This window comes from Paenibacillus sp. LS1 (assembly GCF_026013365.1).
Taxonomy (GTDB): Bacteria; Bacillota; Bacilli; order Paenibacillales; family Paenibacillaceae; genus Paenibacillus.
Window position 1 is genome coordinate 731,252 of record NZ_JAPDOE010000002.1, and the last position, 14,220, is coordinate 745,471.

General features: G+C 44.5%; 14 protein-coding genes. 4 read left to right on the plus strand and 10 right to left on the minus strand.

The genetic code is table 11. The features are described from left to right. Nucleotides 1-35 precede the first annotated feature (35 nt). Together OM416_RS12670 and OM416_RS12675 are read right to left on the minus strand one after the other, a co-directional pair. The gene (locus tag OM416_RS12670) at nucleotides 36-989 is read right to left on the minus strand and encodes an NAD-dependent epimerase/dehydratase family protein (RefSeq protein WP_264929764.1); all 954 of its coding nucleotides are present in this window, start codon (nucleotides 987-989) and stop codon (nucleotides 36-38) included. A 119-nt stretch (nucleotides 990-1,108) separates the two neighbouring features. Next, the gene (locus tag OM416_RS12675; RefSeq protein WP_264930724.1) at nucleotides 1,109-1,630 is read right to left on the minus strand and encodes a TetR/AcrR family transcriptional regulator; all 522 of its coding nucleotides are present in this window, start codon (nucleotides 1,628-1,630) and stop codon (nucleotides 1,109-1,111) included. A 132-nt stretch (nucleotides 1,631-1,762) separates the two neighbouring features. Here OM416_RS12675 and OM416_RS12680 point away from each other — a divergent pair, with 132 nt between their 5' ends. Then, entirely contained in the window at nucleotides 1,763-2,257 is a 495-nt protein-coding gene (locus OM416_RS12680; RefSeq protein ID WP_264929766.1) for a hypothetical protein, read from the plus strand. A 61-nt stretch (nucleotides 2,258-2,318) separates the two neighbouring features. On the opposite strand, the gene OM416_RS12685 is transcribed toward OM416_RS12680, so the two are convergent. The 4 genes from OM416_RS12685 to OM416_RS12700 form a co-directional block, all read right to left on the minus strand. Beyond that, nucleotides 2,319-3,098, minus strand: coding sequence for a (2Fe-2S)-binding protein (locus OM416_RS12685; protein WP_264929769.1), 780 nt, complete (start codon nucleotides 3,096-3,098; stop codon nucleotides 2,319-2,321). A gap of 33 nt (nucleotides 3,099-3,131) precedes the next feature. Next, nucleotides 3,132-4,112 (minus strand): ABC transporter substrate-binding protein, encoded by a 981-nt coding sequence (locus OM416_RS12690; protein WP_264929772.1) that lies wholly within the window; start codon nucleotides 4,110-4,112, stop codon nucleotides 3,132-3,134. 108 nt (nucleotides 4,113-4,220) lie between these two features. Beyond that, on the minus strand, nucleotides 4,221-5,822 hold the full coding sequence (locus OM416_RS12695; RefSeq protein ID WP_264929774.1) for an AraC family transcriptional regulator: 1,602 nt from the start codon (nucleotides 5,820-5,822) through the stop codon (nucleotides 4,221-4,223). 51 nt (nucleotides 5,823-5,873) lie between these two features. Beyond that, nucleotides 5,874-7,928 (minus strand): AraC family transcriptional regulator, encoded by a 2,055-nt coding sequence (locus OM416_RS12700; RefSeq protein WP_319951905.1) that lies wholly within the window; start codon nucleotides 7,926-7,928, stop codon nucleotides 5,874-5,876. Nucleotides 7,929-8,315: 387 nt separating this feature from the next. On the opposite strand from OM416_RS12700, the gene OM416_RS12705 reads away from it, so the two are divergent. From OM416_RS12705 to OM416_RS12715, 3 genes are all read left to right on the plus strand, one after another. Further along, nucleotides 8,316-8,735 (plus strand): MarR family winged helix-turn-helix transcriptional regulator, encoded by a 420-nt coding sequence (locus OM416_RS12705; protein ID WP_264929776.1) that lies wholly within the window; start codon nucleotides 8,316-8,318, stop codon nucleotides 8,733-8,735. A 27-nt stretch (nucleotides 8,736-8,762) separates the two neighbouring features. Next, entirely contained in the window at nucleotides 8,763-9,413 is a 651-nt protein-coding gene (locus OM416_RS12710; RefSeq protein ID WP_264929779.1) for a nitroreductase family protein, read from the plus strand. Nucleotides 9,414-9,503: 90 nt separating this feature from the next. Continuing rightward, on the plus strand, nucleotides 9,504-9,800 hold the full coding sequence (locus OM416_RS12715) for a putative quinol monooxygenase (RefSeq protein ID WP_169478680.1): 297 nt from the start codon (nucleotides 9,504-9,506) through the stop codon (nucleotides 9,798-9,800). Between the two features lie 112 nt (nucleotides 9,801-9,912). Here the strand turns inward: OM416_RS12715 and OM416_RS12720 are convergent, their stop codons facing one another. The 4 genes from OM416_RS12720 to OM416_RS12735 all read right to left on the minus strand — a co-directional run bounded on the left by OM416_RS12720 (nucleotide 9,913) and on the right by OM416_RS12735 (nucleotide 14,192). After that, nucleotides 9,913-10,962 (minus strand): NAD(P)/FAD-dependent oxidoreductase, encoded by a 1,050-nt coding sequence (locus tag OM416_RS12720; RefSeq protein WP_264929780.1) that lies wholly within the window; start codon nucleotides 10,960-10,962, stop codon nucleotides 9,913-9,915. 191 nt (nucleotides 10,963-11,153) lie between these two features. Next, nucleotides 11,154-11,987 (minus strand): helix-turn-helix domain-containing protein, encoded by an 834-nt coding sequence (locus tag OM416_RS12725; protein ID WP_264929781.1) that lies wholly within the window; start codon nucleotides 11,985-11,987, stop codon nucleotides 11,154-11,156. A 138-nt stretch (nucleotides 11,988-12,125) separates the two neighbouring features. Continuing rightward, nucleotides 12,126-13,475, minus strand: a complete 1,350-nt coding sequence (locus OM416_RS12730; RefSeq protein WP_264929783.1) for an FAD-binding oxidoreductase — start codon at nucleotides 13,473-13,475, stop codon at nucleotides 12,126-12,128. A 189-nt stretch (nucleotides 13,476-13,664) separates the two neighbouring features. Continuing rightward, nucleotides 13,665-14,192, minus strand: a complete 528-nt coding sequence (locus OM416_RS12735; protein ID WP_264929784.1) for a MarR family winged helix-turn-helix transcriptional regulator — start codon at nucleotides 14,190-14,192, stop codon at nucleotides 13,665-13,667. Between the last annotated feature and the right edge of the window lie 28 nt (nucleotides 14,193-14,220).

Consider the following 14,220-nt stretch of genomic DNA (forward strand, 5'->3'; position numbering starts at 1 on the left):
ATCAATTACTTTTCTCTATAAAAATATATTCTCCGCTACTCACCCTGTAACTCCTTAATCGTCAACGCAATTCCCTCTTCAAAAGATGTTGCCACAACTGGGCCAATCTGTTCCTCATATTTCCGTCTACTTAAGATCAGGGGTTCCTCGGTCAGATATAACATCTCTACAATTTCTTTCATAACGGGTACACCCAGTCCAATCAGCGACAATCCCACTTTTCCTAACGCCATCACAGGTTTTCTTCTCCCCGCAGCCTTCTGTGCCATACGCACAATCTCATGACCCGAAATGATCCCCGATCCAGGAATGTTCCAGTTCTGTCCATACGTCGTCTCCCTGCTTGCCAGCTCCACCACCATAACCGCAGCATCCGGTAAATAGATGTACTCTCTGGGAACCTTCATATTTCCGATAAAAAAAGCCATCTTGCCTTTCGCTATCGCTTCAAGCGTTGAACCCAGATATGAAGCCTGATTAGCCGATGGGCCATAATAGTCCGGTAAACGAACGATCATCACCTGAGCTTTGCTCCATCTCTTGCTGAATAACATTTGCTCATAGGCAAGTCGTGTCTTGCCTTTTCGGGTATGTGGCTGCTTCGGATGTTCTTCCGTTACCTCGCTCATTTGTCTTCTACCATAAGGGTAGATTCCGTCTATTACAACCACGTTCAGACCCAGGTGTTCTGCCGCCACCATCACGGATTCGCCCAGCGGAATCAGCCTGCTCTCCATCTCGTTATACGGGACGTTTGCACAATGAAATATAACATCCGTTTCCTGGGAAGCAGCGATAATGTCATCCGACCGAAATGCATCTCCCACTGCGATTTGCAGGTGATTTGGAGATCCCAACTTTACCGCAAGTTGCTCCAGTTTTTGACTGGAGCGCCCAAATGCAATTGTAGGAATCCCTCGTTTAATCAATTCCTCCATAATTGCCGCACCCGTTCCACCTGTGGCTCCAATCACAATAGCTCTTTTCATCTTGTACCGACCTCTTTCATCCATTTAATTATTGATCAATTACTTACCTGAAAATAATATAAAACATAATTAGTGATTGATCAATAACTAAAATACAAAAAGGGACTTTAACTCCCTCTCTAACGATCCTTCAGCTCCGGCATATCCAATGCAGTAGATAAATTACACAACATCCCAATCGCTAAGAAAATCATGGTTCTTTTCAGCGGTTCAGCAATTCCTGCAACGGTGAAAGCTTCAAGTACCATGCCTCGTACATCACTAATGCCTTTTTGCATGGCCTGACGAATGACTTCTTCCCGAATCGTTTGCGCCTGCATCTGAAGCAAAATTTCGCTCTTGTGAGATTCGAGAATCTTATCGTAGGCTTCAATTAGATCATTCTCCAACTGATCTGGCGTCGCCGTCTCCACCACAATTCGAAAAGAATCTATCACCCGAGTCCACGAGACCTCAATTGCAGTTAATAATAAAGCTTCTTTGGTTTTGAAAAAACGAAAGATATACGGCTGTGAAATCTGTGCCCGTTCAGCCACTTGGGCTGTAGTCGCACGATAATAGCCAATTTCCGCGAAGACATCAATTGCTGCAGAGATAATATCATTTCGCCGGTTAACCGACGCTGCTGTATCTTTAGCCATCATTTTCCCCTTCCAACGCACAGTTATGAATTGATCAATAACCTGAAGTATATATGATTCATGTAATCAGCGCAAAACGCAACAAATTGAAACCAATACGCATCACTTAACCTTAGATAAGGAGCAGACATCATGAAATCCCTAGACAACACCTACTATATCGCACTGAGTTTCCATATCCCCAAGCCAAAGCTTAAAGCATATCATGAATACCTCAACACACATGTGATTCCGGTTTATATGCGAAATATGAATGAGTCCATCACAACATACAACATATACACTCACAAATTAACGACAGAAAAACACGGTGAATTTCCCTTATGGAACATGTTACACGTTATACAACTTCAAAATCATGATTTGGCTGCACCTCTCATGAGCGAACTGAACCAGACCCAGCCGTTTCCTGGTGCCATCATCGTTCGTCAGGAATTGCTCGTCAGTACACCAGGCAGTAACTTTCCCGTCCAAAACCAACAAACCCGCAGACGCTGGCTCAAGCCGCTGCAGGTTGTGGAACATGTCGATGTTCAGCAGGATTCATTGGAAGAATTCCGCAATATCATGATCCACGGGAATGGACCAGCCATGAATTTCATTTTGAGTGAACGGAAATGGCGTTAGTTTCGAAGAGAACATGGATCGTCTGAAACAGATTCGTACGATGCGCTACAAAAGTGTCATTTCACTGCTGTAGAAGATTACGCAATCGGGATTCCGAATCCAGCTTCGGACAACTATTGCAATAACCATGTGCGTGCCCGCCGTCTCCAACCTGATAAGCCAAACAACAATATCGCCGTATCAAGAGCGGCGTTCCTTGCCACTCAGGGTGATCAAAGCGATGCAGCTTCATGGCAAACGTAAATGCATTTTTATTTTCTTCGTCAAGCCATATGCTTTGATCTTCCTGGATCTGTGCAAGCCGTTGATCCGTCTTACATATTTTCCGATCGTTGACCATACGTACATACAATTGTTGCACATTATGTGCAACCAAAGACCACATGACGTTATAACTCGCCCCTGTACCGTCAGCTACCGCTCGCAAGACAGGTTCCAGATGTAGCAGCATTTTCTTCTTGAGCAAGGTACTCTCTGACCTGCGCTGAACAGATTTTTCACCCTCCAGAGAGATTTTCTCCAGCCGGGTCTCATATCGCATGCCACCTGCTCCATTCAATTCAAACCGCACATCATCGTCTGCAATGCTAAGTGGAATGTCGTATAGACTGAATGCGGAGATCACAGACATAACGAATACCGAATAACGCTTGGCAAAAAGTGTACCGACGGCCACACTCCCTTTGCCGCCAAGCCGGAGCCCTTGCTGTATCGCCTGTTCACGTAATATCGAGTTTCGTTTCTCTTCATCCAGCAGATCCTTCACATGGAAAGGATACTTGAAATCATGACCGTTCGCTCGGATCGTCGTCACGAAAAAATGCTGTAATGTTCCCGACATCTCTGAATGGTTATGCCCTGGATAACGTCCCATCTATTGAATCATATCTTCAATTTCATTAATAATTTCGCTGCGACCGATTGCTCCCCAGCCTTTAAACAACCAGAAAGAGTCTGTCGTATAGACCTGATCTTCACCAACAGCCGGTACTGCCTTCCAGAGCGAGCTTGCGTTGATGTTGTTCAAATACTCCTCGGCATTCGGATCAATCTCAAGAACGACGAAATTGGCATCAATATCCGCGATTTTTTCCATGGACAGGTCCTCGCGTTGTTCGGCTGGCGTCACAGCAGTGGGTACAAACCCAAGATCATGATACAATAATGTGTTAGTTGGATGTCCTTTTGCTGCATATATTTGCAAGGTCTTCTCTCTTACACGCAGATAAGCCAGCTTTTTCTGATCCAGTTGTGCGATCTTCGCCTTTAATTGCTCCGCCTGTTGCTCTACCTCTGCAATCTTTTCTTTCGCTAAATCAACCTTATTGTACATTCCAGCAATGGTCAACAAATCCTGAGTCCAATACGTTGTGTCATCTTCATAATCCAGCCATTCGTTACCAAGTACAATCGTCGGAGCGATTTTCTCCAACTGCTCATATGTACTCTCCGCAGTTCGACTCTCAATAACGATAACATCTGGATCGATCTGCAGGATAGCCTCCAGGTTAGGACTATCTGCGGAGCCCACCGTTGGAACACCGACAAGCTGATCTGCAAGATAAGGTAGGTAATCTCCTCCATAACGAACTTCTACATTAACGCCTGCTGGTTTTTCACCAATCGTTAGCATGTGATCGATGTAATCGGCGGATAATACAACCATGCGTTCTATCTTTTGTGGTACAACCGCTGTTCCGTTAAGATGCTCGATCGTTTGTGTACCGCTCTCTTCCACAGGCGTATCCTGTTGCTGAGGCGTTTCTTCCGCTACTTCCGAAGCCTTGCCACATGCCGCAAGAATAAGCACAAGCAGGGTCAATAATAATATAGATGCTACTCTCTGTCTTACCATTTGTAGTAAATCCCCTCTACTATTTAATAATAATAATCATTATCATTATAGTAGGGAAAAGCGAACAAGCATGCCATGGATTATTCCACGCTCTTCACTTGCACAATATCACCGCACGGTAACACCGAGTTGCTCTGCGACATATCGCATGGCCCACATGCGTCCAGTTGGACCTAACGTTTTGAAGAAAATATCTCCTGCATTATAGATACGGCCTTCTTGAACAGCTTTTAATGCCAACCATGCACTGGATTGCTGCAATTGGCGTAGTTGAGCGTGCGCCTCTTCCGTGGGATCGACCATTACAAATATATGATCCGCATCGTATAACTGAAAATTGCCAACTTTCGTCTCCACAGCCCACTTTTTTTCCGGAAAATAACGTGGCAAATGAAACCCCAGATCATCGTATAACAGAGCCCCTGTCTGGTTATTCAATCCATACATTCGGTAGAAATGAGAAGTCACCCTGATGAACATGGCACTCTGCTTCCCCCACCTCGATTGAATACGTCCTCGAAGAACAAGGCTTAGATCAGCATGTTGATCAATCCACTGTTCAGCCTGTTCAGTGCGGCCCATAATGTCCGCCATATACAGAAGTCTCTCGCCAAAATGGTTGGTGTGCTCCAGCATAGCCGTAGGTGCGATCTGATGCAGGAATTCATTCGGCTCCAGACGATCACTTGTAATGATCAGGTCTGGTTGGACTCGTCTCAACCCGTCATAGTTCTGATTGAAACTATCCAAGATAAGTCCCTGATGACTGTGCGCCTGAAGCGCAGGAACAGCAACGTGTCGAGCCACTCTCTGACCATAGGATAATGCGGACACTGGCGTCATACCAAGTGTTATCACATAATCGTCCAATCCATAATACAAGGTGGCAATGCGACTCACTTTATTTTTCATATACAACGTCGGGGCGACACCTTCGTTCTTCTTAAAGACTCTGCTAAAATAGTGCTCGTCCCGATAGCCTACTTGCTCTGCAATTTCCTTGATTTTATCTGAAGAAAATAACAGCTGCTTGGCCTTCGCCATACGTTGTTTCAGAATATATTCGATCGGGGTCATGTTTAATTGCCGTTTAAACGTTCTTATAAAATGATTCACACTAAGCCCTGCCATACGGGCCATCTGATCGACTCGAATGTCTTTCATATACTGATGCGTCATGTATTCAAGTGCCCGATCCATACCTGCTACAGGTGGGGTTTCTTCTTTCACGTCAATCATCAACTGAATCAACAACTGATGTAAAAGATGTTTTCTGCGCGTCTTTTCCAGACTCGTAAAAGCGTGTTTTCCACCCACCAGGGCATCCATCATCTCCCGAATATCACGTGCATTAGAAGGAACATGAAGCTTACCCGTAACAGGGAAATCGACCACCTCGGTATGCCAAGCATTCCGACTCCGGGTAAGTGCCACGCAGGAAAATAAAATGATCTGATATCGGACAGGTGCTTCCATATCCGTCTGAAACTCCACATGCATTCCTGGCTTCAACAAAAACCACTCGTCTTGAGACACCGTATGCACAACGTTATCCATAGACAAAGATCCCTTGCCAGCGATAATTCTGCAAATGGCGAACCTCTTCCAGATCCTGCGCTGTACAGCCCCCGGATTGCTCGAGTAATGGTAGACGTGGACAGCAGTGAAATAAAGTTGCTCCAGTCGTTTTATGCAATCATTTTCTTCCATGCTGACGTCCCTTCCCTATTTGGATCCGGTTCTCTAAAAATTGATTAAACTCTATTTTTTACCTTCCAATAGTAAATTCTTTATAGCATCCAACTGCAACTCCAGGGAATACGGGTCTTCCATGACGAACTCATCTTCTGTGCCATCCAAGGAACCATAGGCATAGACTTGCCCTTTCTGCACAGCAGGCAGACGTTTCCACACCTCACTATTCAGGATCTCTTTGGCGTCTTCGCTGCCCGAACCGTATAAGAAGATATGATCCCCCATGTAATCAGGCAGCACTTCAAGGGAAATCGTCTCGAATCCTTCCTTCATATCGAGTGCTTGCTGGGTAGGAGGCAGTTTCAACATCTCATAGATGGTAGAACTACCGTAGTTCCCTCCTTCTGCACCAAGTACATACAACGCTTTGTATCCTATTTGTATAATTGATACGGTCTCGCCTTCTTTAATTACTCCATCAATCTGTTTCTTAGTTTCTTCGATATTCTCTTCATACGTCGTGATCCATTGCTCTGCTTCCTTCTCTTTTCCAAAAACACCAGCAATTCGCCGCAGTTTATCCAGCGGACCGGAGGTTTTATCGCCTTCCCAATAAGGTAAAAAGACGGTCGTTGCAATCTTTTCGTAATCCTCAATATTTTTATCGATGGAACCGATGATGAGATCCGGTTCAAGTGACACTAACTTCTCCAAATTCATCGGGAACTCTCCTCCCAAATCCTCAATACCCGCTATGATATCAGCAGCAATGCCCGACTTCTCAATCCATCCTTCGTTCAGCATGAATGTTCGTACACCAACCGGTATAATGCCCAGTTTCAGCAGGTACCCCATATATTGATCCGAAGCAACACGCTGCGGATTGGCCGGGATCACCATATCTCCTCTCAATGTAGAGACCGTTCTCGTCTCTGATTGTGCAGTCGATTTTCCTGCCTCCGCTGCCTGGTTACCCGATTGTGCAGTAGTCGCATTGGTTTCTGTTTGTGCACCACTTGCAGACGGTGCCGGACTGGAACAGGCCGCGAGTAATAGCGTAAGACACAGCATCATGCTTAGTGCTGTCATTTTGAATTTTCCTTGCATCAGTAATTCCCCTCCAACATTCTTTTGATATTGATAATCAATATCATTATATAGAGAGGAATGAAGCGGATGAAGGGCATTTTCTTGCATCACACTGGGCAAATCTTGCTTATGGTTCAATGCCAATGCCTTTTTCGGCTTACTTAACCGTTGGCTTAGTCCTTTTTTGTAACGAATTGGGGAGAGTCCTTTGATTTTTTTGAAGCTGCGACTCAGTGAATGTGCATCCGGATAGCCTACCTGTTCAGCAATCTGTTGCAACGTAGCATTCGTATGGACCAGAAGATGTGCAGCTCTCTCCATTCGGATCTGTCCAAGATATTGGATGGGACTGATGTTCAACTTTTGTTTGAACAATCTGGACAAGTGCCCCACACTGCATTCCAGTGCTTCTGCCATTACATCAAGAGCTATAGGTTCATGCAGATGAGCATTCATATATTCAATCGCCTGTGTGACCGTATCCGGTTTATATGGCTGAATGGATTGTCTATGTATGTCTTCCAACAAAAAATATACCCATTGATGAAATAAGGTTTTAGCATGTAACTTTGCGAGTTTCGTGGACTGTTCCCACTCCCGTTTCAATTCCTCCATACATTGATACATGTCCAGCGGACGGGTGGGTACAAGTGCATATTGGTCCTGGAACGGACGTTCATGGTCCATCAGATGCTGAATCTCCATACCACAGGGCAACGCCAGAATGGCTTTGTACAAAATCAAATAATACGCCACGCCCGAATCCGTCTCCATGTTTAAGTACGCGTGCTTGCCCCCATGAACAATGTGGAATCCATCCACGATATATCTGTGTTGATCTATTCGTATCCGTGCACTTCCGTCGATGATATATAGATAGGCACTCGCAGGCAGTTGATAATTCTTCAACTTCTCGCCAGGATGCAAAGCGTTTTGGCGCACATCCAGTATTTTGACAAAAACATGGTTCCACAGCCTGATGTGATCATTCAAATTCATAACCTTCGTACTTACCCTCCGATCCAGATGCACCTTCATGCCTTCTCAGCTGTTGTATGAACTACCTGTTACGTTCGCTCGTTATGTACATTTCCTTTTATTATAAATCAATTGATAATAATTCTCAATAACTTGTGCAATCGATATAAACTTATGCAGATGGACATCCTATACAGACGACAATGCTTATGTACCGGGATAATACAGGTATAATCATCCTCTTCTTCTGAACCTGTTGCAAAATATTAAAAGGCATGATATATTAATTGAGCCATCAATGATTGAGGCATCAACTATTGATACATCAATGATCGAGAGCATCCAAATAATCATTAGGCAATGGCATTGTATACTGCAACTTTAATTATTGGTTAACATACGCCGTTGTTCATGATTCAGATTCACCCGGGAGGTCTAGTCATGACACGTATTGTTTCCAAAGAAGAACAGATTATCAACCTGCTGAACGTGTTGGGCAACAAAATCAGTCCCAAGTTCGAACGCTGTACGGGTATCAGTTCCTCTCGCTTTGAAATTCTGCATGAGCTGGATCAGGTCGATGAGATTAACCAATCCATGCTGCAGAAAATCATTAACATTGATAGTGCTGCGATCACACGCCACTTGAAACAGCTTGAGGCGGACCTGATGGTTACAAGACGCAAGAACCCCGAAGATAATCGGGTAACTTTTGTTCGTCTGATGGACCACGGTCGGAAGCAGATTGAAGGCTACAAAGCAGAGAAGACCAATTTCATCAACCAGATTTTGCAGGATTTCAGTGAAGACGAAGTTCAGGCTCTCGCCGATTACCTGGAACGTATGCAGAATAATTTCTAAACCCATATATAGAGGAGAGATTTATCCATGAGTACAATTGAAAGTAAATTCCAAAAGACAAATGATTTTAACGAAATTACTTACGGCCGCCGTTCTGTTAAGCTTTACGATTCTGAGGTAAAAATCAGCCGTGAAGAAATGACAGAAATTTTGGCAGAAGCTTCACGTGCACCTTCTTCCGTTAATATGCAACCTTGGCGTTTTCTCGTTGTAGATACAGCTGAAGGCAAAGAAAAACTCGCTCCTCTTGCTAAATTCAATCAAAATCAAGTGTTGACTTCGGCAGCTGTGGTTGGCGTATTCATCGACATGAATAATGCTGAATACCTGGAAGAGATCTTCAGCAAAGCGGTAGAGCATGGTTACATGCCACAAGAAGTTAAAGACGCACAAGTTCAATTTGTTAAACCTTACTATGACAACATGCCTGCTGCCGATCTTCGCGACGTTAACCTGATTGATGCAGGTCTTGCTTCCATGCAATTGATGCTTGCTGCACGTGCTCATGGTTATGACACCAACCCAATCGGTGGTTACGAAAAAGATCAAATTGCAGAAGCATTTGGCATGGACAAAGAGCGTTATCAACCGGTTATGTTGATCTCGATCGGTAAATCGGCCAAAGATGGTCACCCTTCTTACCGTCTGCCAGTAGATACAATCACAACTTGGGCATAATATCAGGGACTGTTTCCCTGTAAGTTACGATTGAATTGGTCAATAAGCATACATTCTTAACAATTAAACACTATATGGAGGTTTTATATTATGATTATCATTCACGCTCACCTGCAAGTTAAACCGGACCAAGAACAAGCATTCCTCGCAGCTACGAAAGAACTGATTGCTGCTACACGTCAAGAAGAAGGTAACATCAGCTATGACCTGGCGAAAAGCACAGAACGCGAACAACAATACACGATGATCGAGCTCTGGAAAGATGAAGCTGCTACAGCTTCCCACAACACAAGCGCGCATTTCCAAGCTTTTGTACAACAAGCAGCAGCATTCATGGCCGCTCCAATGAACGTTGAAGTATTTGCTGGAGAACAAGTTAAAGCTTAATTGCTCATTGACTGGCATGCGTAGTTGGCATGTGAAGAAGCCGCTCTTGGTCATATGACCGAGGGCGGCTTTTTTAGTTTTCTTTTGAAAATACGTTCACTTCAGATCCGCATTACTTGGTGTACAAATCTTTCATTAATTCGCGATTTTTCTGAGTAAACAAGTCATTGTGCGAGGATACCATCCCATGTGCATTCGCATCAGGTGCCACATGCAACTTCGCCCGGTTCACAGCATTGGCTGCGTCCTGGAACGCTCCGGCAATCAGATGAAGCTTTCCTTCATGATGCAAAATATCACCCGCAGCATAGATGCCCGGTACGGATGTCTCGCTGACCGGAGTTCCTGCAATCCAATGATCCTTCATATCGATCTGAATATGACTGTTGACCAGCAATTCCTTATCGCGCTCATAGCCATAGTTAATGATGACCTCATCCACTGCCAACTCAAGCGTTGCGCCATCCTCATTGCGTTTCAACACAACCGTCTCAATCTGTTGATGGTCGTCTGTGGCGACCAATTTCTCGATCGTGGTATTAAGGAGACACTCGACCGAACTGTTGCCAAGACGAGATATTTCAGCTTCATGCCCCTTCAAAGTATCTTTCCGATATGTCAGATAGACTTGTTTGGCAATAAATGCAAGTTCATTCGCCCAATCAATCGCCGCATTCCCTCCACCGGAAATGAGCACCGTTTTATCTTTGAAGCGGGAGAGTGATTTGACGGTGTAATGTAGATTGGACACTTCAAAACGTTCTGCTCCTTCAATCTCCAGTTTGATTGGTTTCAGGATTCCTCCTCCAATGGCCAAGATCACGGTTTTGGAGTAATGCACCTCTGTGGAGGCTGTGTGCAGTGCAAAATACCCCTGTTCATCTTTGGATATGGACGTGACCTTTTCTCCAAGAACCACCTCTGGCTGAAATGTCAGTCCCTGATTGACGATCTGTTCGATCAACTGGGCACCGGGAACAGGTTGTAATCCTCCTACATCCCAGATCATCTTTTCAGGATAGACATGTACCTTTCCGCCCAGATAGGGCTGGAATTCAATAATTTTCGTTTTCATCTCACGCAGTCCACTATAAAAAGCCGAAAATAAACCAGCGGGTCCTCCGCCGATAATGGTTACATCAAATACTTCACGCTCGTTCATCCTGTATGCCCTCATTTCTAAATATGTTCTGCCCAATGATGGGCCGGTTCACGTATTGGAAACATATTTTAATAATGATTCTCATTATCATTAAATATGATAGCAAGGATGGGCGCTCATGCGAATACACAAATCACGAATTCCATATGTATTATTGTCTAATTTAATTCAAGTACATGTTGGAATTAGTATTAATGGCTTTCTAACTGATCCACATATGCTGAGGGTGATACACCGAATTTATTTTTAAAAACTCTGCTGAAATATAACGGATTGGGATACCCTACACTGATTGCAACATCACGGATAAGAAAATGCCCAGACTTCAGTAGATCCCTTGCCCTCTCCATCCGATGATGGATGACATAATCAATCGGTCGAAATCCCGTATACTTATGAAAAAAATAGGAAAATTGCTTGGAATTCATGCCATGTGTCTCTGCCAACTCGTCCAGTGTCAGTGGATTCATGTAATTGACATTAATGTAGGACAGAGCTTCCTCAATGACTTGTTCACTCGGAGAAGTTACACTTTCCCGCTGCCTATACCCCATCAGAACCTCGACCATGATACTGAGAAATAGTTGCTTCACTCGAAGCTTTTCCATCCCCCCCGGATGATAAGCATGTTCCTGCAACATCGCCAATAATTCTACGATCCTCGGATTGACTGCCTGATCCATTTTGAAATGGACCTTCAATGCATTGTGGACGTCTTGTTTTTTTTCCTCATTCATCTTGTCCGCCCCATAGAATACAGCGTAGTATTCATACTCGGTTTCGCTGATCACGCGGGAATCCATCTTCATGCCAGGAGCCGCATGAAACACAGACCCTGACTGTAATTCGTAGTTCGTTCCATTGACCGTCATTCGTGCTTCTCCACGCATCACAAAAAGAAACCCGTACTTCTCGGTTTTAAATTCACGCAGGATACTTCTGGACTGAATCACCAATCGGTTGACCTCATGTATCTCATAATGACTGCTTGCAAATGTGTTGGCTAACTGCTCTACATCGATCATGGCGTGTACCTGCTTTCTATATCAATGAGTTAATTTCATTTATGGTTTTGGCATTCATACTAACATACATAGCAAAAAACACGCCAATTAAGGCGTGTTTCTTCACTCATTGAACAGAATTGAACAGGTTACAATGGATTATACTCTCCGAGCCGGCGTGATGCTTTGCGGATTGTTAAACACATTTTTCGGGTCATACTTGGCTTTGACTCTCCGCAGTCTGGCATAGTTGGCTCCATAGTACACTGGACCGGAATTCTTGATCCCTTGGTCTGGAACGTTGATATAGGAACCCACAATGTATGGTTGCAATTTCTTGCGAGTATTACGAGCGAGTGCGATATTTTTGGCGGCATGGGATGGTTTGAGCCACGTACTGGTCCATTCCACATAGAACTTCTCTTTGCGCCAGAAGAACGCCGTTGATCTAGGTGATTTGCGACTTACCGCTCCGCCCCAGTTGAGGAAATAGAACCCGCCTGGTCCCTCTTCCAAGTTCTCCAAAAATGCGCGCATCGATTTAATCGCTTTGTCGGGGAATGGTTTTCGTCCAAAACCGGACGAGAACTGGTTGCTATACCTTTGAGTCTCGGTCGGATCAGGTTGTAATAAGAACTTCACAACTTCTGTGTAAGGTAACAAACGAACAATGGAACTTGTCGGTGTGCCAACACTCGTAATTGGCCGTAATAAACGGAGAGCCTCTGTTTTAGAGCCTAAGAACAGCCCTTCCATAAGGACGTTGCCACCCTTTTTCGGTCCGATGGACAACTCGCTGCCCAGTCTCGTATCAACTGAGGGAGCCCACCTCTGCCATACTTTAAGTACCTCTTCGAATTGAGACCATGGCCAGGTGATTTTAAATACAGTAGCCTTCGCTGGAGCACGGCGCACTTTGAATTTGTAACGAGTGTATACTCCGAAGTTACCACCGCCTCCTCCCCGCGAGGCCCAAAAGAGATCCGCATTACGATTTTTATTGGCCCGAATCACTTTTCCGTTGGCATCCACCATCTCTACCTCAAGCAAGTTATCACTGATAAGACCGATGGTACGCTGGAGAGGCCCGATTCCCCCACCTAATGTAATTCCACCGATCCCTACGGTAGGGCTATCACCAAAAGGAGCTATGAATCCTTGCTTGGCGAGGGTATTCGCAATTCTTCCCACTCGATTACCCGTCCCCACAACAACGGTTCCATTTTTCTTATCAAGCTTAATGGAATTCAGATCACTCACATCAATCACAATTCCGCCGTTAACCTGTGAAAGATTGACCTCAAGCGCATGTCTGCCACTACGCGGCCTGATCGGTACATTGTTTTCAAGAGCCCATTTGATGGCATTAGAAACATCTTTCGTTTTTTGGGCAAATACAAAGACTTTAGGATATTTGTCAGTATGCGGGTCCCAGTTTTTGCGCGCCGCTTCATATCCCGGATCTCCTTTATAAATAACCCGTCCGGTAAGCTTTGTTGATGATTTCACACGTCCCACTCCCTATTGAACAAATGTTCTACAGTATTGCAACACAAGGCACTTTATACTGTATGAAGGGCATTCGCGGAGGGAATGGGCTGATGCCTTAATTTCAAAGTTCGTGTTTCAGAGGACTCAAAAAGGAATTTCCCTTTCAGGCACAGAACAGCCTTGAGGAAAATCCCTTTTATCTCGAAACTAGTCGCTGCTCGAATCGGAATCAATTCTGATTAACTTGCGCGCTTCCTGTTCCTTTTCACCATACCAGACGAGCACGTCGGCAAACAAATCCATGATGCGGACAAAGTTCTGCTTATCTGCTTCTGAAATCTGATCTGCATACTTGAAAATCTCATCAAAGCAAAGCTTCCTTACAAATTCGGTATACTTCGCATATACCTCGCGACCTTTCGCCGAAGGTTTGACGTATATGTCTTTGCGGTTACCGCTTAAATGAAATTTTTCGAGCAGCCCTTTTTCCGTCAGATTCTTCACGTTCTTGGAAAATGTACTTCGACTTACGCCCAGGCGTGCGGCCATTTCCGACATCTTCTCTTCTTTGTCCTCGGCTTCCAGAATGTATTCCAGCGTCTGAATCTGTGAAGCCGAGAACATCATGTCTGTACCATAACTTCGCTGCAGCTTATAGGTGTTCGAGTACGCATTACCGTATTTGATAATTTTCTCAATCAGTTCCCGATGGTCGCCCATCCAATCTAATTTCATGCGTAATCCCTTTCATATTCAGATTCTC